Origin of the sequence: Deinococcus alpinitundrae (assembly GCF_009982895.1) — a bacterium.
GTDB classification, from domain to species: domain Bacteria; phylum Deinococcota; class Deinococci; order Deinococcales; family Deinococcaceae; genus Deinococcus; species Deinococcus alpinitundrae.
This window is the reverse complement of the sequence record NZ_WXZL01000006.1, coordinates 142,681-164,804: the sequence shown is the minus strand read 5'-3', so window position 1 is coordinate 164,804 and position 22,124 is coordinate 142,681. Positions and strand designations below refer to the sequence as shown.

Annotated in this window: 24 protein-coding genes; 15 read left to right on the top strand and 9 right to left on the bottom strand. The window is 66.2% G+C overall.

The window, feature by feature from the left end; all coding sequences use genetic code 11:
• The first annotated feature begins 84 nt into the window (after positions 1 to 84).
• The 5 genes from GUI70_RS07755 (at position 85) to recA (ending at position 4,036) form a co-directional block, all read left to right on the top strand.
• Entirely contained in the window at positions 85 to 549 is a 465-nt protein-coding gene (locus tag GUI70_RS07755; RefSeq protein WP_161881719.1) for a (4Fe-4S)-binding protein, read from the top strand.
• Positions 546 to 848, top strand: coding sequence for a GNAT family N-acetyltransferase (locus tag GUI70_RS07750; RefSeq protein ID WP_161881718.1), 303 nt, complete (start codon positions 546 to 548; stop codon positions 846 to 848). Before GUI70_RS07755 ends, GUI70_RS07750 begins: the two co-directional genes overlap by 4 nt.
• Before the next feature lie 106 nt (positions 849 to 954).
• Positions 955 to 2,217: a CinA family nicotinamide mononucleotide deamidase-related protein gene (locus GUI70_RS07745; RefSeq protein WP_237724776.1), complete on the top strand. Its 1,263-nt coding sequence runs from the start codon at positions 955 to 957 to the stop codon at positions 2,215 to 2,217.
• On the top strand, positions 2,214 to 2,948 hold the full coding sequence (thpR, locus tag GUI70_RS07740) for an RNA 2',3'-cyclic phosphodiesterase (protein ID WP_161881717.1): 735 nt from the start codon (positions 2,214 to 2,216) through the stop codon (positions 2,946 to 2,948). Before GUI70_RS07745 ends, thpR begins: the two co-directional genes overlap by 4 nt.
• Positions 2,945 to 4,036, top strand: coding sequence for a recombinase RecA (gene recA, locus GUI70_RS07735; RefSeq protein WP_161881716.1), 1,092 nt, complete (start codon positions 2,945 to 2,947; stop codon positions 4,034 to 4,036). Before thpR ends, recA begins: the two co-directional genes overlap by 4 nt.
• A 70-nt stretch (positions 4,037 to 4,106) precedes the next feature.
• Here the strand turns inward: recA and GUI70_RS07730 are convergent, their stop codons facing one another.
• From GUI70_RS07730 to GUI70_RS07720, 3 genes are read right to left on the bottom strand one after another with little or no spacing between them, the layout of a single operon-like run.
• A complete protein-coding gene (locus GUI70_RS07730) occupies positions 4,107 to 5,195 on the bottom strand; it encodes a glycoside hydrolase family 5 protein (RefSeq protein WP_161881715.1) in 1,089 nt (362 codons plus the stop codon).
• The gene (locus GUI70_RS07725; RefSeq protein ID WP_161881714.1) at positions 5,192 to 5,866 is read right to left on the bottom strand and encodes a response regulator; all 675 of its coding nucleotides are present in this window, start codon (positions 5,864 to 5,866) and stop codon (positions 5,192 to 5,194) included. The genes GUI70_RS07730 and GUI70_RS07725 overlap by 4 nt, the downstream gene beginning before the upstream one ends.
• A gap of 23 nt (positions 5,867 to 5,889) precedes the next feature.
• A complete protein-coding gene (locus GUI70_RS07720) occupies positions 5,890 to 7,755 on the bottom strand; it encodes a sensor histidine kinase (RefSeq protein ID WP_161881713.1) in 1,866 nt (621 codons plus the stop codon).
• Between the two features lie 250 nt (positions 7,756 to 8,005).
• On the opposite strand from GUI70_RS07720, the gene GUI70_RS07715 reads away from it, so the two are divergent.
• The 6 genes from GUI70_RS07715 to GUI70_RS07690 all read left to right on the top strand — a co-directional run bounded on the left by GUI70_RS07715 (position 8,006) and on the right by GUI70_RS07690 (position 12,479).
• Entirely contained in the window at positions 8,006 to 8,509 is a 504-nt protein-coding gene (locus GUI70_RS07715; RefSeq protein WP_161881712.1) for an RICIN domain-containing protein, read from the top strand.
• A 179-nt stretch (positions 8,510 to 8,688) separates the two neighbouring features.
• Positions 8,689 to 9,339 (top strand): hypothetical protein, encoded by a 651-nt coding sequence (locus tag GUI70_RS07710; protein WP_161881711.1) that lies wholly within the window; start codon positions 8,689 to 8,691, stop codon positions 9,337 to 9,339.
• Positions 9,340 to 9,443: 104 nt separating this feature from the next.
• Positions 9,444 to 10,628: a glycoside hydrolase family 18 protein gene (locus GUI70_RS07705; protein WP_161881710.1), complete on the top strand. Its 1,185-nt coding sequence runs from the start codon at positions 9,444 to 9,446 to the stop codon at positions 10,626 to 10,628.
• Between the two features lie 27 nt (positions 10,629 to 10,655).
• Complete coding sequence (locus tag GUI70_RS07700; RefSeq protein ID WP_161881709.1) at positions 10,656 to 11,336, top strand: hypothetical protein; 681 nt, start codon at positions 10,656 to 10,658, stop codon at positions 11,334 to 11,336.
• 31 nt (positions 11,337 to 11,367) lie between these two features.
• Complete coding sequence (locus GUI70_RS07695) at positions 11,368 to 11,901, top strand: DinB family protein (RefSeq protein WP_161881708.1); 534 nt, start codon at positions 11,368 to 11,370, stop codon at positions 11,899 to 11,901.
• On the top strand, positions 11,898 to 12,479 hold the full coding sequence (locus GUI70_RS07690) for a mycothiol transferase (RefSeq protein ID WP_161881707.1): 582 nt from the start codon (positions 11,898 to 11,900) through the stop codon (positions 12,477 to 12,479). The genes GUI70_RS07695 and GUI70_RS07690 overlap by 4 nt, the downstream gene beginning before the upstream one ends.
• Positions 12,480 to 12,504: 25 nt before the next feature.
• Here the strand turns inward: GUI70_RS07690 and GUI70_RS07685 are convergent.
• The 3 genes from GUI70_RS07685 to ubiE form a co-directional block, all read right to left on the bottom strand.
• Positions 12,505 to 13,459 (bottom strand): IS630 family transposase gene (locus tag GUI70_RS07685; protein ID WP_438503462.1). Its coding sequence is split into 2 segments (ribosomal slippage): positions 12,505 to 13,107 and positions 13,109 to 13,459, totalling 954 coding nucleotides; the frame shifts between segments, so codons are not numbered across the junction.
• 27 nt (positions 13,460 to 13,486) lie between these two features.
• Positions 13,487 to 14,392 (bottom strand): phosphatase domain-containing protein, encoded by a 906-nt coding sequence (locus GUI70_RS07680; RefSeq protein WP_161881706.1) that lies wholly within the window; start codon positions 14,390 to 14,392, stop codon positions 13,487 to 13,489.
• Positions 14,389 to 15,180: a bifunctional demethylmenaquinone methyltransferase/2-methoxy-6-polyprenyl-1,4-benzoquinol methylase UbiE gene (ubiE, locus tag GUI70_RS07675; protein ID WP_161881705.1), complete on the bottom strand. Its 792-nt coding sequence runs from the start codon at positions 15,178 to 15,180 to the stop codon at positions 14,389 to 14,391. The genes GUI70_RS07680 and ubiE overlap by 4 nt, the downstream gene beginning before the upstream one ends.
• A 405-nt stretch (positions 15,181 to 15,585) precedes the next feature.
• Between ubiE and rny the strand changes: the two genes are divergently transcribed.
• The 4 genes from rny to GUI70_RS07655 all read left to right on the top strand — a co-directional run bounded on the left by rny (position 15,586) and on the right by GUI70_RS07655 (position 18,437).
• Positions 15,586 to 17,265, top strand: coding sequence for a ribonuclease Y (gene rny, locus GUI70_RS07670; RefSeq protein ID WP_161881704.1), 1,680 nt, complete (start codon positions 15,586 to 15,588; stop codon positions 17,263 to 17,265).
• Positions 17,266 to 17,385: 120 nt separating this feature from the next.
• Positions 17,386 to 17,871, top strand: coding sequence for a hypothetical protein (locus GUI70_RS07665; RefSeq protein ID WP_161881703.1), 486 nt, complete (start codon positions 17,386 to 17,388; stop codon positions 17,869 to 17,871).
• A gap of 12 nt (positions 17,872 to 17,883) precedes the next feature.
• The gene (locus tag GUI70_RS07660) at positions 17,884 to 18,165 is read left to right on the top strand and encodes a hypothetical protein (protein ID WP_161881702.1); all 282 of its coding nucleotides are present in this window, start codon (positions 17,884 to 17,886) and stop codon (positions 18,163 to 18,165) included.
• The gene (locus GUI70_RS07655; RefSeq protein ID WP_161881701.1) at positions 18,072 to 18,437 is read left to right on the top strand and encodes a hypothetical protein; all 366 of its coding nucleotides are present in this window, start codon (positions 18,072 to 18,074) and stop codon (positions 18,435 to 18,437) included. Before GUI70_RS07660 ends, GUI70_RS07655 begins: the two co-directional genes overlap by 94 nt.
• Before the next feature lie 43 nt (positions 18,438 to 18,480).
• Here GUI70_RS07655 and GUI70_RS07650 read toward each other — a convergent pair whose 3' ends face one another.
• The 3 genes from GUI70_RS07650 to GUI70_RS07640 all read right to left on the bottom strand — a co-directional run bounded on the left by GUI70_RS07650 (position 18,481) and on the right by GUI70_RS07640 (position 22,074).
• Complete coding sequence (locus tag GUI70_RS07650; protein ID WP_161881700.1) at positions 18,481 to 19,833, bottom strand: S41 family peptidase; 1,353 nt, start codon at positions 19,831 to 19,833, stop codon at positions 18,481 to 18,483.
• Between the two features lie 129 nt (positions 19,834 to 19,962).
• Positions 19,963 to 20,973 carry an ABC transporter permease gene (locus tag GUI70_RS07645; RefSeq protein WP_237724775.1) on the bottom strand — a complete coding sequence of 337 codons (1,011 nt, stop codon included), beginning with the start codon at positions 20,971 to 20,973 and terminating at the stop codon, positions 19,963 to 19,965.
• A gap of 72 nt (positions 20,974 to 21,045) precedes the next feature.
• On the bottom strand, positions 21,046 to 22,074 hold the full coding sequence (locus GUI70_RS07640) for an ABC transporter permease (RefSeq protein WP_161881699.1): 1,029 nt from the start codon (positions 22,072 to 22,074) through the stop codon (positions 21,046 to 21,048).
• Positions 22,075 to 22,124 lie beyond the last annotated feature (50 nt).

Genomic DNA, 22,124 nt, shown 5'->3' with positions numbered 1-22,124 from the left:
ATACGGGCGGCGCTTTTGCTGTGCCGACATCGGCTGCGCCCACGCCGGGCAAAGCGCTGGTGTCCAGCCCGCCAGGGAGAGAAGATGAGTCAACCCGCAGTGCCTCCACCACCCGCACCCGACTGGGGCCGCGCCTACAGCGCGCCGGACCTCACGGTCTACTACGCCAAGGCGCGCTGCATTCACTTCGCCGCCTGCATTCGCGGCCTACCGCAGGTCTTTAACACCGCTGCCCGGCCCTGGATTCAGGCCGACGCCGCGCCAGCCGAACAGGTTGCCGAGGTGGTGCGCCGCTGCCCTACCGGAGCGCTGCACTATACGCTCAACAGTGGCCCCACCGAATCGGCGGGACCGACCCGCATCGAGGTTCGCGCCAACGGCCCGCTGTTCGTGCGCGGCGAGCTGCTGATCGCCGCGCCGCAGGGCAGTGTCCACGAGACCCGCGCCGCGCTGTGCCGCTGTGGAGCGAGCCAGAACAAACCCTACTGTGACGGTTCGCACCGCCAGAGCGGGTTCGAGGCGGCGGGCGGCGAGGGGATGGAGCCGTGACTGAACTTCGTAAGCATACCGAGCGAAGCCGCTACGAGGTGCTGATCGACGGCTGGGTCACCGGCTTTGCCGAGTACCGCCTGGTCGGTGAAGCGGTCATGCTCCCCCACACCGAGGTGAATGAGGGACACGAGGGCGAGGGCCTGGGCGGCCAACTGGCCCGGTTCGCGCTGGACGACGTGAAAGCGGCGGGCAAGCGGGTCATTCCGATGTGTCCTTTCATCGCCGCTTACATTCGCAATCACCCTGAGTACACCGACCTGGTTGATCCTCAGCAGCGGGGCATGTTCAAGCTGTAAACGCTTCGCCTGCACAGGACATGGCACGCGGCCCGGCCCGCTTGTCTATGCTATCTGCTATGCCTCTTCTCCTCTCTGCTCCTCTCCCCCGCTGCGAGAGCCGCCCTTGAACGCCGAGATCATCAGTGTCGGCACCGAGTTGCTGCTCGGTGAGATCGTGGACAGCAACGCCGCCTTCGTGGCCCGCGAACTGGCCGCGCGCGGCGTGACCCTGCAGCGCAAGGCGACGGTGGGCGACAACTTGGAGCGCGTCAGTGGAATGATTCGCGAAGCCCTGACGCGCGCCGATCTGGTCATTCTGGGCGGCGGCCTCGGCCCCACCGACGATGACCTGACCCGCGAGAGCATCGCAGCGGTGGCCGGAGAAACGCCCGCCGAGGACCCGGCACTGCTGGCCTGGCTGAGTGAACTGTTCACGTCGCGGGGCCGGGTCATGGCGCCGATCAACCGCAAGCAGACCTGGCTGATTCCATCGGCCCAGCCGCTCCCCAACCCGCTCGGCACCGCGCCGGGCTGGTTCGTGACCCTGCCGCCGGGCCATGCCTTCGCCGGTAAGCTGATCGCCGCCCTGCCGGGGCCGCCACGCGAGATGCACCGGATGTTCAGAGAGGAACTGCTGCCGCGTCTGAACCTGCCGGAGTGGGCCTTCTGGGCGGTGACGCTGCACACGGCGGGCATCGGCGAGAGCGACGTGGCGACGCGGCTGGGCAAGTTGACGCGAGTGGCCAATCCCAGCGTGGCAACCTACGCCCGCAGGAGCGGCACCGACGTGCGGGTGGCGGCGAGCGCGGCGACGTCGGGTGAGGCCGAGCAACTGGCCGCCCCAGTCCTGACACAGGTGCGCGGCGTGCTGGGCAAGTATATCTGGGCCGAGGAAAAGCCCGGCGACCCACCCGCCACGCTGGCGCGCGCCGTTGCCGCCTTGCTGGGTGGGCGCAGTCTGGGCGTCGTGGAGGCAGGCAGCGGCGGCAGTCTGGCCGTGCAGTTCGCGGGCGAGGCGGCGCTGCGGGGCGCGGTGATGTCCGACGATCACGCGACCCTGCTCACCCTGGGCCTGACCCCCATGACGCTGGGCGAGGCCGGACTGGGCAGTGAGGTTGCCGCGCTGGAACTGGCACGCGGCGCGCGCGAACGCTTCGGCACAGACGTGGGCCTGAGTGTCAGCGCCGTGACCCAGGGCGAGGCGGCGGGGCAGGTGGCGGTGGCCATCGTGGGCGAGGCGCTGGAGCGCAGCGCACAGGTCAACTGGCCGGGCGACGCCGGGCAGGTGCGCGAGCGGGCTGCGACCACAGCGCTCAACCTGGCGTTCCGGGCGCTGGGTGAATGGACGCAGCAGGAACCGGGCCAGCCAGGGCAGGGCGGCGCATGACCGGGCCGCGCCGCCCCGGCAAGCCCACTGACCGCGCATCGGAGAGCAGGAGACCAGATACTAGAAAACCGGGCAAGCCGGCCACCGGGCAGCGCGGCAGCCCACCGCCAGTCAGCACGCATGAGGCCCGGCCACGCCTGTTCTATGCCCTGAAAGTGCCGCCCGAGGTGGCCGAGCAACTCGCCGCCATCCAGAAAGAGTTGCGCGGCAACTGGCGCTCGGTGCGGGCCGATCAGCTGCACGTGACGCTGGCGTATTTGCCGGGCATCGATCCGTCCAAGCTCGATGCCCTCAAAGCGCTGGGCGACACGCTGACCCAGACCGCAGCGCCGCTGAGCCTCAAGCTGCGCGGCACCGGCTACTTTCCCAATGAGGGCAGTCCGCGCGTGTGGTTCGTCAAGGTGGAGGCCGAGGGACTCGAAGACCTGGCCGCCCGGCTGCGGGTGGGGCTGGCCGAACTCGGCGTCGAGACCGACAACCTGCCGTTCAAGGCCCACATCACCCTGGCGCGCAAGAAGGGCGCGGCTCCCAGAGTGCCGCCGAAGCTGCTCGACAGTGGCTGGGACGCGGGCGCGGTCACGCTCTACCGCAGCCACCTCCAGAAGACCGGGCCGATCTACGAGAACCTGGCCATGTTTAAACTACGCGGCGAATTACGTGCTAATATTATGTCCAGCACTGAATCAGAGGCGATCAGTACCGCTGCTCTGAATCCGGAGGACACCGCATGAGTAAGGACAACCCCAAAGAAACCACCGCCGCCCCCAACAACAACGCTGAGCGCAGCAAGGCCATCGACACGGCCATGAGCCAGATCGAAAAGCAGTTCGGCAAGGGCAGCATCGTCCGGCTGGGAGCTAACACCAAGCTCGACGTGCAGGTCATCAGCACCGGCAGCCTGAGCCTCGATCTGGCGCTGGGCGTCGGCGGCATTCCGCGCGGGCGCGTCACCGAGATCTACGGCCCCGAGTCGGGCGGCAAGACCACCCTGGCGCTGGCGATCATCGCCCAGGCCCAGAAAGCCGGCGGCACGGCGGCCTTCATTGACGCCGAGCACGCGCTCGACCCGGTGTATGCCCGCGCCCTGGGCGTCAACACCGACGAACTGCTGGTGTCGCAGCCCGACAACGGCGAGCAGGCGCTGGAGATCATGGAGCTGCTGGTGCGTTCGGGCGCCATCGACGTGGTCGTCGTGGACTCGGTGGCTGCCCTGACCCCCCGCGCCGAGATCGAGGGTGACATGGGCGACTCGCTGCCCGGCCTGCAAGCCCGCCTGATGTCACAGGCCCTGCGCAAGCTGACGGCCATTCTGTCCAAGACCGGCACCGCCGCCATCTTCATCAACCAGGTGCGCGAGAAGATCGGCGTGATGTACGGCAACCCCGAAACCACCACCGGGGGCCGGGCGCTGAAGTTCTACGCCTCGGTGCGCCTCGACGTGCGCAAGATCGGCCAGCCCACCAAAATCGGCAACGACGCGGTGGCGAACACCGTCAAGATCAAGACGGTGAAGAATAAAGTGGCCGCACCGTTCAAGGAAGTCGAACTGGCACTGGTCTACGGCAAGGGCTTCGACCAGCTCACTGATCTGATCACGCTGGCCGCCGACATGGACATCGTGAAGAAAGCGGGCAGCTTTTACAGCTACAACGACGAGCGCATCGGCCAGGGCAAGGACAAGGCGATTGCCTACATCGCCGAGCGCCCCGATCTGGAGCGCGAGATCCGCGAGCGCGTGACCGCCGCCATCAAGGCCGGAAACGTGAAGGACGCGGTAAAGCCTGCCGCTCCGGAAGCGGAACTGGTGGCCGCCGAGTAAAAAGCGAGCAGACGGCAGAGAGAGCAGCGGCGAAAGTCGTTGCTCTTTTTTTGTGTTTATGAGGCCGTTTTTAAGGCAGTCCCAGCGCCTTTTTCAGCTCGGCAGGCAGCTTCCCCTGCTCGGTGATTCCGTAGCCGTAGGGACTCTCCCAGCTCCACACCGCCCAAGCCATTTTCTGCGCTCCCGCCGCCGCCCGCACGTCATGCAGCCAGCGCACTCTGTCGGCACGGGGCGCACTTCCATGCACCGCGAACGAACTCAGCAGCACCTTCACGCCGCTGCGCTGCGCCCAGCCCGACACCAGATTGATCTGCCCGGTCAGCGCCGCCTGATCGAAGCTGCCAACATTGCGCGCCTCGAATTCCTTCTTGACCGCCGCTCTGGAGGCAGCGGGCGTCCCCTTCAGTACGCTGCTCAGCAGCGTAGGCAGCTTGCTCTTGTCGAGCGGATACGGCACGCCCGCGAAGTACTTCCATTCGCTGTGGGTGGGGTTCCCCTGCTGGGTGAACATCAGCGGCTCGAGGTACTGAAAGCTGTAGATCAGGTTGGGGTCGCCGAGGGCCTTGAGGGTGGTCAAACCGTAGTAGTCCGAATAGCACGGCCCGGTGACGACCAGCGTGAGCTTGGGCGCACTGCGGCGCACGGCGGCCAACAACTGACTCTCCAGCTGCGTCCAAGCGGCGGGCGCGAGGTCGCAGGCCCCCGGTTGATCTATTGGCTCCAGCCCCACCATGCGCGGGTCCGAGGCCGCCAGCACCCCGCCCAGCTTTTCTAGCAGCGCCAGATACGTGTCCCTGGCCTTGCCGCCCGCGATCACCGCGTCCTTGGTCGGTTCCTCGTCAAAGAGGGTCAGCAGCACCTTGAGCTTGTTCTGCTGGGCCAGTTTCAGCACCCGCGTCAGCGAGGCGAACGGCTCGGCGGCGCTGTCCCTGGCAGCGATCAGCGTGTTGGGGTTGACCATCAGCCGCACGAAGTCGAATCCGGCGGCCCGGATCGTTTTGAGTTGAGCGAGTTTGACCCCGTCCAGCGGCTGAAAGAGGGTCTGGTCCAGCCAGCCTTCCAGGTTGACGCCGCGCCCCAGTTGCAGGGTCTGGGCCTGCGCCGCAGGAAGGGCCGCCAGCAGCGCCGCTGCCAGCACCCACCTTAGCAGCCACCTCACAGGCCCGCCTCCCTGGCCCGCAGCACAGCCTCGGCGCGGCTGCCGACTTGCAACTTGGAAAAGATGCTGGTGATGTGGTTGCGCACGGTCTTCTCGGCGAGTTCGAGGTGGCGGGCAATTTTCGGGTTGGTCTCGCCCTGAGCGATCAGCGCCAGGATTTCGCGCTCGCGCTCGGTGAGTTCGGGCAGCACGGTAGGCGGCAGCTTGGTGGGACGGCTGAAGTAGTTCATCAGGCGGCGGGCGATGCTGGGCGCAAACAGTGCCTCGCCCTGGGCCACCGCCTCGATTCCGCGCAGCAACTCCTCGGGGGCCGCGCCCTTGAGCAGGTAGCCGCGCGCGCCCGCCTGCATCGCCGCGAACACGTTGTCGTCGTCCTCGAACATGCTGACCACCAGAATGCCCGTCTCGGGCCGCTGAATCAGAATGCGCCGGGTGGCTTCCAGGCCGCTCAGCAGCGGCATCTGGATGTCCATGATGATCACGTCCGGCTCGAACTGCTGGGCGAGGGTCAGCGCCTGCTCGCCGTTCTCGGCCTCGGCCACCACCTGCAAGTGGTCGGTGACCGACAGCAGCGCCTTCAGTCCCTCACGGAAGAGGCGGTGGTCGTCGGCAATCAGGATACGGGTGGTCAAAGCGCGGGTGGGAGCATTGAGCGGCAGATCAGTGGGCATGGACCACCTTTAAGCGGGAAAGACTACAGACCGGAACGCACGGCGGCGAGCGGCAGCCGTGCGCGCACCACTGTTCCGCCCGCTGGCCCCGCCGCCAGCTCCAGCGTACCAGACAGCGCCCCGGCCCGCTCACGCATCGACCGCGAGCCGACGCCGGGTTCGCGCACCTCGGGCAGGCCCACGCCGTTGTCGCAGCACTCCAGAATCAGCTCGCCCGCCGACGCCCCCAGCCGCAGCGTGACCTGGCTGGCGCGAGCGTGCTTCATCACGTTGGTCAGGGCTTCCTGGGCAATGCGGTAGACGGCGACTTCCAGGGCCGCGCCCAGCGGCGGCACGGCTTCCAGTTCCAGCGTGGCTGCCAGCCCGGCCTGCCTTGCTCCGGCTAGGACCTCTTCGAGCGCGCCGATCAGCCCCAGGTCGTCGAGCTTGGGTGGGCGCAGATCGTGGACCAATCGGCGCACCTCGCTGACACTTTCCTGCACCTCCACGCGCAGGGCCGAGAGATGCTCGGCGGCCCGTTCGGGCGAGCGGCCCAGCAGCATCCGGGCGGCCTCCAGCTTGAGGCCCAGCCCCGCCAGCGACGGCCCCAGTCCGTCGTGCAGGTCACGCCTCAGGCGGCGGCGTTCCTCCTCACCGGCCCGGATCAGGTGGTCCTGTGACGCCTGAAGTTGCCCGGCCAGGTGCCAGGCGTGGGCGGAGACGGCGAGTTGCCGCGCCACCCCTTCCAGAAGCGCCCACTCGGCCTTGCTGAAGGCTTCGCGCTCGCGGCGGCGGGCCACCTCCAGCGTGCCGAGGCGCTCGCCCTGGGCGATCAGCGGCAGGCTTTCGGGCGGCTGGGCAGGCGGCGGGCCGACGCTCAGCACCTCTCCGTCCGCAAAATGCAGCGCCAGGAACGGCAGCCTCAGGGCGGCGGCCACACCCATCAGGGCGTCTTCCAGAGTGCTGCGCATCGGCGCCGTGCCACCGGAGCCTTCCAGTTGCCGGGCCAGGCCCTGCATCACGCCGGAGGGGTCGTCGCGCTCGCCGTAGAGGAGTTTTCGCAGGCTGCGGCTCAGGGCCCTGCGGGCCGGTTCGATCAGGGCCGCCACCAGCCCCGCCGCCGCCAGAGAGGGCCAGAGCGTGCCGGAGGTGTGCAGCAGGGCGCTGAGGCCACCGACCACCACGCTGAACAGCAAAGCGGTCCCGAGACTCAGGCCGCCGAAGACCAGCGCCCGCATCACGCCGCCGCGCACCGCGCCCGGCGACTGCTCGGCAGCGGCCAGGACCGCGCACAGCAGCAGCGCCGCCAGGCCGAAGTCGCGCAGGCCGGGCCGGATCAGTTCGTTCCATAAAAGGCCCAGCGGCACCTGCTCCAGCGCCGCGCCCGATAACTCAAGCGGCGCGGCCCCGAAGGTCCAGATCAGGGTGGCCAGCAGCGCCGCGGCGTAGCCCCACAGCACCACGCGGGACACCCGGTGGGGCCGTTCCAGTCGCCGCAAATCGGCCACCCCCCAGCTCCACGCGGCACCGAGCAGCGTCCACGCGCCGGGAGAAAGCCAGGCTGGGGCAAGCCACAACTGACTGGTTGCCAGCCCGATGCCCAGCACCCCCAGCGCCGCCGCATACCGCTGCCGCCCGCCCACCGTCAGCAGCAGCGCGGCGCTGAGGGCAGCCAGCGCAAACTGGGCGGCGTCGAGCCACAGCCGCAGGCGGGTGAAATCAGCGGGCCACTGGGCCTCGCTCAGGTCGCGCACCTGCCAGACCAGCGCCAGCCAGCGCGGGTGCAGCGCGGCGGAAATCAGGGCGGCGCTGAGGGCGAGCAGCAAAGCGGGCCAGACCCACGTCTCCAGCATTCGCAACAGCCGCCGGGCGTTGCCGGGCGTGAACGCGAGGGGTGGGCGAAGCTGCATGCGATGAGTATGCCCCGCGCTGTGTCCCGCCGCCGAGGGAGCGCCGTGTCCCAGAAGCCGGGACACGGGCGGCCTCAAGACAACGGGACCGCGCCGCGCCTAAGGTCTGGTCAGTTCAACCACCGCGCCGCACCACCCTTTCCCCGGCAAAGGAGGCCAACCATTCGCCCAACCAAAAGCAAAATCCAGACGACGTTGTCCTCTCCCCGCCTTCCCTCCGCCTTCCCTGACCACTTCAAGGAGTCCCGCCATGAAAAAAATCTTGCTGCTCAGCGCCGCCAGCTTCCTGACCGCCCTTTCCCTGAGCGCCGCCTCGTCGGCCTCGGCGCAGTATTACCGGCTCCAGCTCAAGTACAACGGCCAGTACCTCGACGCCGATCACTGCACCGCCAACCTCGGCCTCAACCCCGGCTCCACTTTTGCGGACGGCGCGTGCCAGCTCTGGAAGTTCATTCCCAACGGCGACGGCTACTACCGCATTCAGCTCAAGTACGACGGTCAGTTCCTCGACGCCAACCACTGCGCCAGCCCGGTGACGCTCAACCCCGGCTCGACCTACGCCGGCGGAGCCTGCGAACTCTGGCGCTTCGTTCCGGCGGGTGGCGGCTGGAACCGGCTGCAACTCAAGATCAACGGGCAATACCTCGACGCCGATCACTGCGCGTCCCCCATGGCGCTCAATCCCGGCTCCACCTACGCCGGCGGAGCCTGCGAACTCTGGAAACTGATTCCCGAATTCGTGCCGATCAACTGAGGTGCTGGCCCTGGGACGGGGCCGCCGAACACCGGCACCCTGTCCCAGAAGCCGGGACAAGTTTGGCCTCAAGACAACGGGACAAGCCCCCTCTTAGGCTTGAGGAGCATTAAGAAGAGGCCCAGCATCCCGCCCACTCCCGAAACCCACTTCTCGAAACACAGCCAAGGAGAACAAACATGAACAGCATCCTGAAAACCCTCGTGACCGCCGCGCCCGCCCTCCTCACCCTCGCCATGCTCGGCAGCCCTGCTCAGGCCGCTGGCACCTCCGGCCCCGACACCTGTGCGTCCAGCTATGTCTGGCGCGAGGCGATTCCCAGCGACCATGTCTGCGTGACGCCCCAGGTGCGCCAGCAGGTCGCCTACGACAACTCGCAGGCCGGGTCTCGCCGCGATCCCAACGGCCCCTCCGGCTCCAATTCCTGTGTCGGGGGCTTTGTGTGGCGCGAGGCGTTTGACGGCGACGCGGTCTGCGTGGTTCCGGCGGTGCGCCAGCAGGCCAGAGACGACAACGCCCAAGCCGCCAACCGCCTGGCCCCGGTTCAGCTGGCTTCCGGCCCCGACACCTGCATCAGCGGCTATGTCTGGCGCGAGGCGATTCCCAGCGACCATGTCTGCGTGACGCCCCAGGTGCGCCAGCAGGTTGCCTACGACAACTCGAAAGCCGCGTCCCGCCGCAACCCCAACGGCTCCTCCGGCTCCAACTCCTGCCTGAGCGGCTACGTCTGGCGCGAAGCCTTCAAAAGTGACGCGGTCTGCGTGGTTCCGGCGGTGCGCCAGCAGGCCCGCAACGACAACGCCCAGGCGGCCAACCGCGTTGCCCACTGAGCGGAAGGGGGCAAGCTTGAGACTCAGACTTGCTCCGCCTCAAATCCGACATAAACTGAACCCGAAGCCCGCCGCAGCCCACCTTCAGAGTGACAGGAGAACCCATGCCGCGCCCCGCCCCATTGTCCATTGTGGCCCTCTCGCTCATTCTCGCGCTGGGAGCCTGCGCCGGGTCGTCCGGCTCGCCCTCCACACCTTCTTCCACAACCCCGCCGGACACCACCAACACCGGTTCGGGCGCCTGGGTGATGGGCTACGCGGTGGGCTACGAGCGCGACCTGTTGCCGCCCAGCGAACTGAACTGGGCCTCACTGACCCACCTCGCCGTGGGCCGCGCCACCCCCAACGCCGACGGCAGCCTCAATACGACCTTCGACATCGACGCGGTGAGCGGCCCGGCCTGGGCCAAAACGATGGTCCAGCAAGCGCACGCCCACAACGTCAAGGCCATCCTGATGCTGGGCGGCGCAGGCGAGCACGCCGGGTTCGTGAGCGCGGCCTCGGCCAGCAAGCGCCAGGCGTTCGTGCAGAACATCCTGAAGGTCGTGCAGGGCTACGGTTTCGATGGTGTAGACCTTGACTGGGAACCGATCGAGAGCGCCGATCAGGCTCCGCTAAAGGCGCTGGCGGTGGCCCTCAAAGCCGCCCAGCCAAACCTGCTGCTGAGCGTGCCGATCAATTTCGTCAATTCAAACTTTCCCAGGGGGGAAGCCCGGCCCAGTTTCGCCGACCTGGCCCAGACGGTCGACCGGCTCAACATCATGAGTTACGGCATGGCAGGCATCTACGAGGGCTGGAAGTCGTGGCACTCCTCGGCCCTGATGGGCGAGAGCGAGAGTACTCCAAGCAGCGTGGACAGCAGCGTCAAGGCCTACCTGGCAGCAGGCGTTCCGGCCAGCAAGCTGGGCCTAGGCATCGGCTTTTACGGCCTCTGCTACCAGGGAGTGAGCGGACCCAGGCAGACCGCGCCGGGCATGAAGATCGCCGCCGACGACGGCCAGATGAGCTACAGCAACATCATGGCCGGGTACTTCACCCCCGCTGCCAGAAAGTGGGACGACAGCGCCAAAGTCCCGTACCTGAGTTCAGCCACGCCGCTGGGCATGGACAAATGCAGCTTCGTCAGTTACGAAGACGCCCAATCGATTGCCGAGAAGGGCCGCTACGCCCGTGAGAAGGGCCTGGGCGGCACCATCGTCTGGACACTGGGCCAGGCCCACTTCTCCAGCAAACCCGCCGGTCAGCGCGACCCGCTGCTTGACGCCGTGAAATCCGCCTTCCGTCCCTGAAGTTCTGTGCTTTGCAGGAGGTTTTTCATGAACCGATTTGCTCCGCTGGCCCTCGCCCTCCTTCTCTGCGGCGCTCAGGCGGCCAACACGACCTACAGCATCATCGTGAGCGGTCAGGTCGCTCCCACCCCAGCCATCGTGGTGAACGGGCAGACCTATGTGCCGCTCTCGGCCCTCAAGCTGCTGGGCGTGCAGAGTAGCCTCAAGGGCACCACGCTCACGCTGGGCGGCGCGGCGACTTCAACCACCGCCACTGCGCCCGGCGGGGCCAACCAGAAGCCCTCGCTGGAAGGCTGCCTGGGCGAGACCCTCTTCAACGGCGTGTGGCGCATGACCGTCAACTCGTTCAAGCCCGGCTTCGAGTACGGTACCCACCCCGGCTACATCCTCAACCTGGAATGGAAAAACGGCAGCACGCGCAGCGTCGATGCCCTCAACAGCGGCCTCAAGGAATTCACGCTGGTCTTGGCCGACGGCACGACGCTGACCTCGGACAACCTCCAGCAACTCAAGTACCGCAAGCTGCCGCAGGCCGCCGGAATGACCTTCAACATTCCCTTCTACGCCGACGACGCCCTGCCCAGCCTGGCCCAGCCGTCCAAGCTGCTGGTCGAGATCGATCCCAGCATCGCGGCGGCGACGAGTTCCGGCGTGACATACACCACCCCCACGCCCAGCTTCCGGGTGCGGCTGGACTGCCGCAAGTAGCCGAGCCGCGCACCCGCACTACACTGCCGCCATGTGTCCCAGTCAAGACGAAGTTCAGTGCCTCTACCGCATCGAACCGCAGCCGCCTTACACGCCGCAGATCGGGGCGCTGGTGCAGATGATGGCGTATGCCCGCCACACCACCTTGCAGGCCGCCGAGGGCCTGAGCGTGGCCGAGCTGGACGCTGTGCCCGCCAACTTCACCAACTCCATCGGGATGCTGCTGGCCCACATCGCCGCCACCGACAGGATTTACCAATATCTGAGTTTTGAGGGCGTTGACCCGGTGGAACCGCTGCTGCCCGAATACGCGCCTTACCTCGGGGCCATGACCTTCGGAGCCGAGGGCGAGAGGGTCCGGGGCCGCACCCTGGACGAGTTGCTGAGCAATCTGGCTGCCGTCCGTGCCGTGACGCTGAGCAACTTGGCCGAGCGTGACGATGCTTGGCTGGCCTCCCCTCTTTTTGGTGATGCCAACCAGCACTGGGCCTGGTTTCACGTCATGGAAGACGAGGTCAGCCACCGGGGACAGATCCGGCTGCTTCGCAAGGCGCTGAAATCATGACGTCACCCACCCCCGAAGCCTGGGCACGGGCACTGCGGATTGACCCTGAGCCGGCCTACTCGCCCACGATCGGCGTGCTCGTCGAGATGCTGAGCTACGCCCGCCTGACCACCCTGCAAGCGGTGGCGGGCCTGGACCGGGCCGAGTTGGACACCACCTACGACGACTTCCCACACTCCATCGCCATGCTGCTGGGCCACCTGGCCGCCGCCGAGCGGGCCTACCAGTTCATCAGCTTTCAGGGGCTTGACCCCTTCGCGGGCGACGTACCGGAGTATGACCGCTCCCTGGGGGCCATGACTTACGGCGAGCACGGCCTGGCAGTGCGGGGCTTCGAGCTGGAGGAACTGCTGGCTGAGCTGGCCGGGGTGCGCCAAGTGACCCTGAGCGAGCTGGCACGGCGAGACGACACCTGGCTCGGTGAGCGCCTGACGCTGCCGGGCTTCACCGACATGAACCACCACTGGATCTGGTTTCACGTCATGGAAGAGGAACTGAGTGACCGGGGCCAGATCCGGCTGCTGCGTCAGGCGATACTGCGCGCCGAGGAAAGAGCTGTAGAGCCAGCGGCGCAGTGAACCCTGAACAGTTCTAGAGCATTTGTCACAATAGAATCTGGGGATGGGCGTGTTTAAACCAGTGTTCAATATCCAACCGCTTCACAGCGTCCAACGCGCTGCCAATGGCGTTGAGCAACTCAGGCACCACCCGCCAGGCACCACCCCGCACCAGCGCTTTGATTTTCGAAAACATCAACTCAATCGGGTTGAGATCCGGACTGTAGGGTGAGGTGAACAGCATCTCGCAGCCCTGAGCTTCGATGAGCGTCCGAATGGACGCTCGGTGATGCGAGGACAGGTTGTCCAACACAACGACCTGTCCCCTTTGAAGTGTTGGACAGAGAATGTCTCTGACATACCACTCGAACGTTGCCCCATCCAGTGCGCCGTCAATGACCATGGCCGCCTGCGGCCCGGCCAGATTGAGTGCACAGATCAACGTTTGATTGCGACCGTGATTTCTCGGCACCTGTTCAATGGCCCGCTCATGGCTGGGGGCACGCCCATACCCACGGGTCATCGCGATATGGAAACCACTTTCGTCGAGGAACACCAGGCGCTCAGGGTGTTGGAGATAGGGTGCAAGGTCGCCCTGGAACTGCGAACGCAGTTCCTCACGGCGTTCTCTGGCGACCAGCGTTTTTTTTATGGGTGATCTTATGGCGGCGAAAGACCCGGTCAACCGTTTTGTAGCTGACCTTCAATCCGGTCGCAGCTTCCAGCAAGTCCGCATGCTCTTGCAGCGTTGCGTCCCGATGGGTCTCGAGTTGGGCGAGAAGCTGTTGCTCATGGTGGGCCGTCACCGTGCGGTGACGGCCGGTCGGCTTGGCGACAACGTGCAAGGTATTCTGGCGGTGCCGTTCCAGATAATTTTTGACCGTATCGACATGGACAGAAAAATGTTTTGCCGCTTCGTCCGGTGAAGCGCCGCCCAGCACCAGCGCGACGATTCGAGTTCGAAGCTCCAAGCTGTACCCACGTACTCCGGCTGTATTCATGAAGCTATTATGTCAAATGCTCTAAACTCAGCGCACCAGTGCGGCGAAGGCCGAAGCGTCCGGGCTGATGACCACCGGCACGCCGAGGTTTGCCAACACCCTCAAGACCTCGGCTCGCCTTACCGCGCCCGACACGTCACGGATGGCGATGCCTTTCACCCTGCCGGGGTGCGCCCCGGCAAAAGCGGCGTACACCTCCGGGTCTTTCTGGTCGGTGTCGCCGATGAGCACGAACTGGCCCGGCAGATCGGCGGCGAGGGCATTCAGCGACTGGGTCTTGAAGCTTTTGGAGGCGCTCAGCGATATCCAGTCGAGCGGGCGCAGCAGCAGCGGGCCGCTGGGCAAGCCGCGCGCGGGCAGCACCGAGCGCAGAAATTCGCTGAGACCCAGCGGACTGTTGGAGAGGTAGACGATGGGCAGGCCCCGCACCGCGAAGTCGTGGTACAGCGGCGCGATATCGGGGAAGGCGGCCCGGTTGCTCACGGTGGCGTTCAGAAAGGTGGCCAGCGCCCGGCCTTGCGGCCCCCCGGTCATCAGCACGGTATCGTCGAGGTCGCTGACAACGACTACCGGGGCGTCGGGCAGACTGGGAATGTCGGGCGTCAGCGCCTCGCCGCTCGCCAGATTCACTGTCACGGCTCCGGTGGCGGCCAGATCGCAGCGGGCGTGGCCGCTCTGGTCGGTCTGCACGGTGACGGCCTGGGTGCCGACCCGGCACGTGACGTTCACGCCCGCCGATACCTGGGGCAGCAGCCGGGCAATATTTTGCAGCAACGGTGGCCCGGCATGGCGAGAGGCGTCGTAGGCGTCTACCTGGATGCTCAGGTGGGTGGCCCGCACTGAGGCCCAGCCGCCCACCGAGAGGTCGTGAGCGGGCACGGCGAGGGCCGAGGAGAGCGCCAGAAGCAGGCCAAGGACGGCGGCGCGGTTCATCGGCCCGGCTGAGTGCTACGCAATGGGGTGCGCCCCAGCTTGGTGCCCACGTGAATCGCCGCGATGCCTGCGCTGAGCAGTCGGTAGCGGGTGCGAAAGCCAGTGGCCTGCATCAGCCGCGCCAGCCGCGCCGGATCAGGGAAAGCCAGCACGCTCTCGGGCAGGTAAGTGTAGGCCCCGGCGTTGCCGCTCACCAGCGCGCCGATACGCGGCAGGATGTGGCGAAAGTACACCCGGAACAAGCTGCCGAACACCCCTCCAGCAGGCGGCGGAAATTCCAGGATGACCAGCCGTCCGCCGGGCGTCAGCACCCGCCAGAACTCGGCCAGACCGCGCTCGTAGTCGGCGAAATTGCGGAATCCGAAAGCGCAGGTCAGCGCCTCGAAGCTGGCGTCGGGGTAGGGCAGCTTGAGGGCGTCGCCCTCCTCGAACATGATGTCGAGCTGCCTGGCCTGGGCCTTTTTGCGCCCGATCGCCAGCATCTGCGGCACAAAATCCGAGGCGGTAACCCGGGTCGTCGGAGACCGGCGCTTGAGTTCGATGGCGAAGTCGCCGGTGCCGGTGGCCACGTCCAGCAGCCGGGCCGGTTTGAGCAGCAGCGCCTCGGCCGCCGCCGCCCGCCGCCAACTTTTGTCGATGCCGAAACTCAGCACCCGGTTGAGCAGATCGTAGCGCGGCGCGATGTCAGCGAACATCCGCTGCACACCCTCGGCCTTGTCCTGCTTGTCGCCCACGCGGGGGATCTCGGCGCGGGAGTGCTGGGAAGAAAGTGGGGAGTCGGGCGTCATGCCGGGCATGATAGCGGGGCCAGTGGGGGCAAACTGCCTCCATTCCCGCTGACCGGCAGGTGGCTGTGCAGCGCCCCCGAGCGGCGGACAACCGGAGGCGCTCACTGATCCGTACTAGACTGACGCCTGAGTCTGAAGCCTTTTTTCGTTTCGGCCTCGTTGTTTGGCAGGGTTCAAGGCGGGCCTCGGCTGCACCGTCAGGTCTGGTGCAACTGGGGCACGCCGCAGGAATGTCTTTTCGGTGGGTGCCGGTTTCGTCCGCCTCGATTTCGTTTTCGGCTCTCCGGGTTTCCCCGGGTGGGGCCGCGCAATTGAACGTGGGGAAACCGCGGTTTCCGACAGGCAGCAGGTGGGGCGCAGCCCTTTTTTGTTCAGCAGTCCTTTTTCTGTTTCAAAGGAGCCAATATGACCGTGTTTTCTGTCATCCTGGCGCTCCTGGTGGGTTTGGTCGGCGGCTACGTCACTGGATTTCCGCGTGGTCGGCAGCAGCGTCAGGTGCTCGAAGACAGCGCCGTGAAGGAAGCTCAGCTTCAGGCCGAGCAGATTCGTGCGGCGGTTCAGGCCGAGGCGGGGCGCGTGCGTCAGGACGCCGAGGCCGAGGCCGCCCGCAGCCGTCAGGACGCCGAGCGCCAGCGCAGCGAGGCCAGCAAACTTCTTCAGGACGCTTCCGAGCGCGCCGCCCAGATGGTCTTACAGGCCACCAGTCAGCGCGACCAGCTTCTTCAGGACGCCGCGCGCGAGCGCGAGAGTCTCAAGACCGAGCGGGCCGACACCCGCCGCGAGAGAGAGGACCTGGGGCGCGAGATCGAGCGCCTCAACCGCCGCGCCGAACAGCTCGATACGCGCGGCGACAAGCTCGATCAGCTCGAGGAACGACTCGAACACCATCAGGAGCGCCTCGACGCCGACGAGGCCCAGCTTCAGGACAAACTCCGGCAGGCCGACCTCAAGCTCTACGAGGTGGCGGGCCTCAGCGCCGAGCAGGCCAGAGAGCAAATTCTCTCGCACCTCGACGCCGAACTCGAAGAGGAAAAGGCCATCCGGGTCAAGGCCATGATCGAGCGGGCCAGCGCCGAGGCCAAACGCACCGCGCGCCACGTGATCGCCCAGGCGATTCAGCGCAGCGCCTCGGAAACGTCGGCGGCCATGAGTGTCAGCGTGGTGCCGATTCCCTCGGATGCCATGAAAGGCCGCATCATCGGGCGCGAGGGGCGCAACATCCGCGCCTTCGAGTCGCTGACCGGGGTGGACCTGATCATCGACGACACTCCCGAGGCGGTGATTCTCAGCTCGTTCAACCCGGTGCGGCGCGAGGTCGCCAAGCACGTTCTGGAAGGACTGGTGCAGGACGGGCGCATTCACCCCACCCGCATCGAGGAGATGGTCCACAAGGCCCAGGACGAGATGAAGGCCTTCATTCACACCCAGGGCGAGGAGGCAGCCATCGAGGCGGGCGTGCTGGGCCTCAAACCCGGCATCATGCAGCTGCTCGGGCGCATGTACTTCCGGACCAGCTACGGCCAGAACGTGCTCAAGCACTCGGTGCAGGTGGCACACCTGACCGGCATCATGGCCAGTGAGCTGGGCCTGGACGCCTCACTCGCCCGCCGCGCCGGACTGATGCACGATGTGGGCAAGAGTATCGACCGCGAGATTGAGGGCACCCACGTCGAGATCGGCATCAACCTGGGCCGCCGCTTTTCCGAGCCGCCCGAGGTCATCGACGCGATTGCCCACCACCACGATCCCGAGAACGGCGAGACGCTCTACTCGGTGCTGGTGGCCGCCGCCGACGCCATCAGCGCGGCCCGGCCCGGCGCGCGGCGCGAGGAGCTGGAAAGCTACATCAAGCGGCTCGAAGCCCTAGAGCAGATCGCGGTGTCGTTTCCCGGCGTCAGCTCGGCCTACGCCATCCAGGCCGGACGCGAGGTGCGGGTCATCGTCTCTCCCGAGCGGGTCAGCGACGCCCAGGCTACCCTGCTGGCCCGCGAGATCGCCGGGCGGGTCGAGCAGGACATGGAATACCCCGGTCAGGTGCAGGTGACGGTGGTACGCGAGTTGCGGGCCACCGGGGTCGCCAAGTAAGCCGAGCGTCAGCCGACTTCCCAGTTCTCCTTCAGCCGCCCGCGTCAATGCTGGGCGGCTGACTTTTGTTTGAGTGTCATACTCATCATACTTAAGTGAGTACATTGCTAGTATGGAAGGGTGCTGAGCGACGACGAGAAGCGTCAAATTCTGCTGGAGGAAGCGGCGCTGAAGCGGGCCGAGCAGGGAGCGCGGCAGCAGGCGGCCCACCATCAGGCGCGTGAACGCTACCGCGCCGAGGTGCGGGCGGCGCAGCGTGCCCGGCCCTGGCGCTGGGGCTGGGTGCTGGGCGGCGGGCTACTGTGGACGGCAGCAGCGCTTATCTTTCTGATCATGCGCCCGGTGCCGGTGGCCGACGATCTGTCGGGCGGTATCGCCTCCAGCGCACTGATGCAGCGCTGCGAGCACGAACTGCTCTCCCAACTCGGTCAGCTCGCTGCCCAGTTTCCCGATGCCCAGGAGGCCGGCGGCCAGATCACCTCGAATGCCGACGGCAAGCGCTGGGACGGCTGGGTCGTTTCCGGCTCCAACTTCTCAGGCCGCGCCGACTTCAGCTGCGAGTACAGTCCGCCGACCGACACCGTTCAGGTTCAACTCATCAGCTAGTTCAGGAGCAAAGTGAAGCGATCCACCCGTCCGATCCGGCTCGGCACCGGTTTCGCTCTGGCCTGCGCGTTGTGCGCCCAGGCCACTGCCTTCGCCGCCACCTTCACCGTGCCGCGCGAGAAAGTCAGCCTCGTCTGCACCGACAGCTATTTCAAGGTGGACCGGGTGGATTTCGCCCTGCCCGACGAGACCTACACTCAATGCAGCTGCGGCTGCCGCTGGCGCTGCGTGAGCGCTGGCCGGGCCGCCGCACCTTCTTCGTGGTGCCGCGCGTCTCGGCGACCCTGTTCGTGAAAGACACCAAGGGCAAGGGGCAGTGGCTGCCGCTCACGCCGCTGGTCAATCCTGGCGACGACCCGCTGCATCTGGCGCTGGATTCGGCGAGCTACGACCATTTGGAACTGGTGGGCCGCTTCGGCAAACTCAGAGATCTGGCCGGGGAACGCCTTCCCGACACGCTGGGCGCGGGCGGCAAGTTGACTGTCTGTGCTGCACCCGTTTACAGCGGCGAAGCGCCCTGCGCCACCTTCGACCTGACGGCCCGCTTCAAGGTCTACAAACGCTGAGCCTACCCGCGTCGCCCAGTTGACGAGACCCAGTCGAGAAACCTCAGTTGCCGCTGACCTGCGCGTCGCCGCTGCCCAGTACCGGGGCCGTCTTGAGGGTCAGGGCGGCAGCGCTCAGCAGTGTGTCGTCGCCCTTACTCAGCGCGGTGAGGTCGGTGGTGGCGCTGACATCGGGTTTGATTCGTACCGGGTAGGGCGTGCCGTCGGGCTTGGCGTAGTTGAGAATGGTCAGTTGCAGGGCCGCGCCGCTGTCGAGCGGGAAGATGCGGGTGGCGGTGTTGCCCACGCCCGCCGTCGCCTCACCGACGATGGTGGCGCGCTTGGCGTACTGCAACTCGTAAGCGAAGAACTCGCTGCACGAGGCGCTGCCGCCGTCGACCATCACGGTCAGCGGGCCGGTCCACAAGGCCGGACTCTGCACGCTGCTGCGGATGCGCCCGTCGTCGAGCCGCGATCCGCTGCGCACCACCGTGCGGCTCGATCCCTGGGCCATCTTTGAGAGGCGGGTGAACATCGGCACGAAGGCGCTGGCCGCGCCGTCACACTCGCTGAGATCGCCCCCGGTGTTACCGCGCAGATCCACGATCATGCCGCTGGCCTGCTGCGCCTGGGCTGCTCTCACCTCGTCGTGCACCGTCTGGGCCACGCTGCCGCCCGACAGAAAGGTGGGAATTCTCAGCAGGGCGACCTTGCCGGGCTGACCGTCCGGCGCGTTCAGGAAACTCAGGCGCGGCAGATCGCGCGAACTGCTCTCGCGGGAGGTCAGTGTCAACGTGAGAGGCGTGCCGAGCCGCTCCAGGCCCAGACGGGTGGGCGTTCCGGCCTCCTTGGCGGCCTTGAGTCCGGCGTAGGTGTAAGGCTGATCGTCGATGGTCCGCAGCACGTCGCCGCGCTGAAGGCCCGCGTCCTGGCTGGCGCTGCCGGGAATCACGTCCAGCACCAGGCGGCTCTCGCCGTCGAGGGTCGCCAGTCGTACGCCGAACTGCAAGCGGTTGCCGCCGGTGGCGCTGGTGATGAAATCCTTGTAATCGTCCGGGTCCTGAAAGAAGGTGTGGTCGTCGCCCAGCGCGGTGACTTCCGCCGACACCACCGGAAAGGCCTTCTCGGCACCGCAACTGGCCGGGTCAGACGCGCACACCGCCGCCAGCCGTGACTGGTAGTCCTTGGTTAGCGCCGAGCGGTCCACCGTGCTGAGGCCGCCGTACTGCTCCTGAATCAGTTCGTTGACCTCGTCGAAGATATCCTGGGCAGGTGATTGGCTGCCCGGGGTGCTGGCAGCGGGCGAACTGGAGGACGCGCGCTTGGCTGCCGACTCCAGGAGCGGCAGGGGGGTGGTCTGCGAGAAAGCCGGGGGCGTCAGGCTCAGGGCCAGGGCGAGCAGCAGCAGGCGTTTCATAGGGTGAAGGTATTGTGCGCCGATTTCGGAAGGGTTTGATCTGGATTTGATGTGGATATTTGCTGTCTGGCACACGGAAAATCCCCCCATCGAAGGGGGGATCGGTGACAATTTGGGTAGGGGGTCGGCTCAGCGGGTGCGCGGGTCAAAGGCGTCGCGCACCGCGTCACCGAAGAGGTTCCAGCCCAGGCTGAACAGAATGATGAAGGCGGCGGGCAGCACCGTCACGTACCAGTACTGGTTGTCCATCCAGGCACGCGCAAAGCTCATAAACTGACCCCAGTCGGTATAGCCCACCGGCAGGCCAATGCCCAGAAACGAGAGCGCGGCGATGCTCAGCGGAATGGTGCCGAGGTCAAGGATGGCGATGGTCAGCACCGAGGCCACCGAGTTGGGCAACACGTGCTTGAAGATCAGCCGGAAGTCGCGTGCGCCCAGGCTGCGGGCAGCGTCCACGAATTCCAGGTTGCGGGTCCGCAGAATATCGCCGCGCACGATGCGGGCGTACTGGGTCCAGCCGGTGAGGCAAAACGCCAGGATGATGCTGCTGATACTCGGCCCCAGCACCGTCAGCAGCACGATGGTCAGGACCAGGCTCGGCAGCGAGAGCATCACGTCGATGAAGCGCTGAATCAGGTTGTCGAGCCAGCCGCCATAGTAACCGCTGACGGCTCCGACGACGATGCCGGTGAACAGTGTGATCGCCACGATGACGAGCCCCAGCTTCATCATGACGCGGGTGCCCCAGATCATGCCGTAGAAGATGTCGTAGCCCTGCGAGGTCCCGAAGTACGCGCCTCCCCCCGGCGGCGTGGGAATCGGCGAGAAGCTCTCGCGCTCGGTGTGGTAGCAGCTGTCTGGCGCGGTCAGCAGCACCTTCCAGAAGGCCCCGCCCGCCGGGTTGTAGATCTGGCTGGTCTGGGTAATGCCCAGGTCGCGCAGACAGTTGCCGCCCGCCGCCTGACTGGGCGCGGCGATAAACGGCGCGAACACGGCCACCATCAGGAAAACGAAGGTCATGATCAGCCCGGCGACCGCCAGCTTGTTGCGCCGCAGCTTGACGACCGGACGCGAGGAGAAGAATGACTTGAAGCGCCCCGGCGTTTGTTCGGGAGTAGAGGTGGGAAGGGTCGTGGTCACAAGATCACCGCCTTGAATGAAGTGAAACTCGGCTCATGGCGCTGACGAGCCGGCGCACGGTCAGTCGCTCGATCAGTCGAAACGCACACGCGGATCCACCACCCCGTAAAAGAGATCGGTGAGGGTGCTGATGACCACCACGATGATGGCCGAGAGCAGCGCGAAGCCCATAACCGCCGGAACGTCGAGGTTTTGCGCCGCGCTGCCGACCCACTGCCCCACGCCGGGGTAAGCGAAGATCGTTTCGGTAATGATCGCTCCAGCCAGCAGGTTGATGGCGGTGAAGCCGGTCAGGGTGACGATGGGCAAGAGTGCATTGCGCCGGGCGTGCTTGAGGTTGACCGCCTTGTTGCCCAGGCCCTTGGCACGGGCGGTGCGCACGTAGTCGCTGGTCAGGGTTTCGAGCATCTGGGCGCGCATCACCTTCAAGATGTTGGCGCTGAAGATGATCACCAGGGTCAGCACCGGCATGATCAGGTGGCGCAGCACGTCTCCGGCCACCGCCCAGCGCCCGTTGAGCATGGCATCGACGCTGAGCATCCCGGTGTAGTGCTTGAAGGTGGGGTCGAGCACGGCGAACTGGTTGAGCACATCCACCTGTCCCGGTCCCGGCAGCCAGCCGAGCGAGCCGTAAAGAAACTTGAGCAGCACGATACCCAGCACGAAACTCGGCAGGGAAGTGCCCAGCACCGCGAAAACCCTCAGAAACTGGTCCACGAAGCGGTCTTTGTTGAGCGCCGACAGGGTACCCAGCCAGATGCCCAGCAGCACGATCGGAATGCCCGCGTAGAGCGAGAGTTCGATGGTGCTGGGCAGCCGCTCTTTCATGGTGTCGAATACCGGCTTGCTGCTGGTGCGCGAGAAGCCCAGGTCGCCCTGCACGGTGGACGACAGCCACTTGCCGTACTGAATCGGAAACGGCTGATCCAGCCCGCGCTGGCGGATGATGTTGTCAAGCTGCGCGGCCTGCTGCTCGCTGCGGATATACCCGGCGGCGCGCTGCGCGGGCGTGAGCTGAAAGATGATGACAAACAGCAGCAGCGAGAGGGCCAGCATCACCAGAGGAATTTGGGCGATGCGCCGGATGATGAAGTTAAGCATAGCCGCTCCCTAAGACGTTGTTCATTGATCCCTAACTTACGCCAAATGGC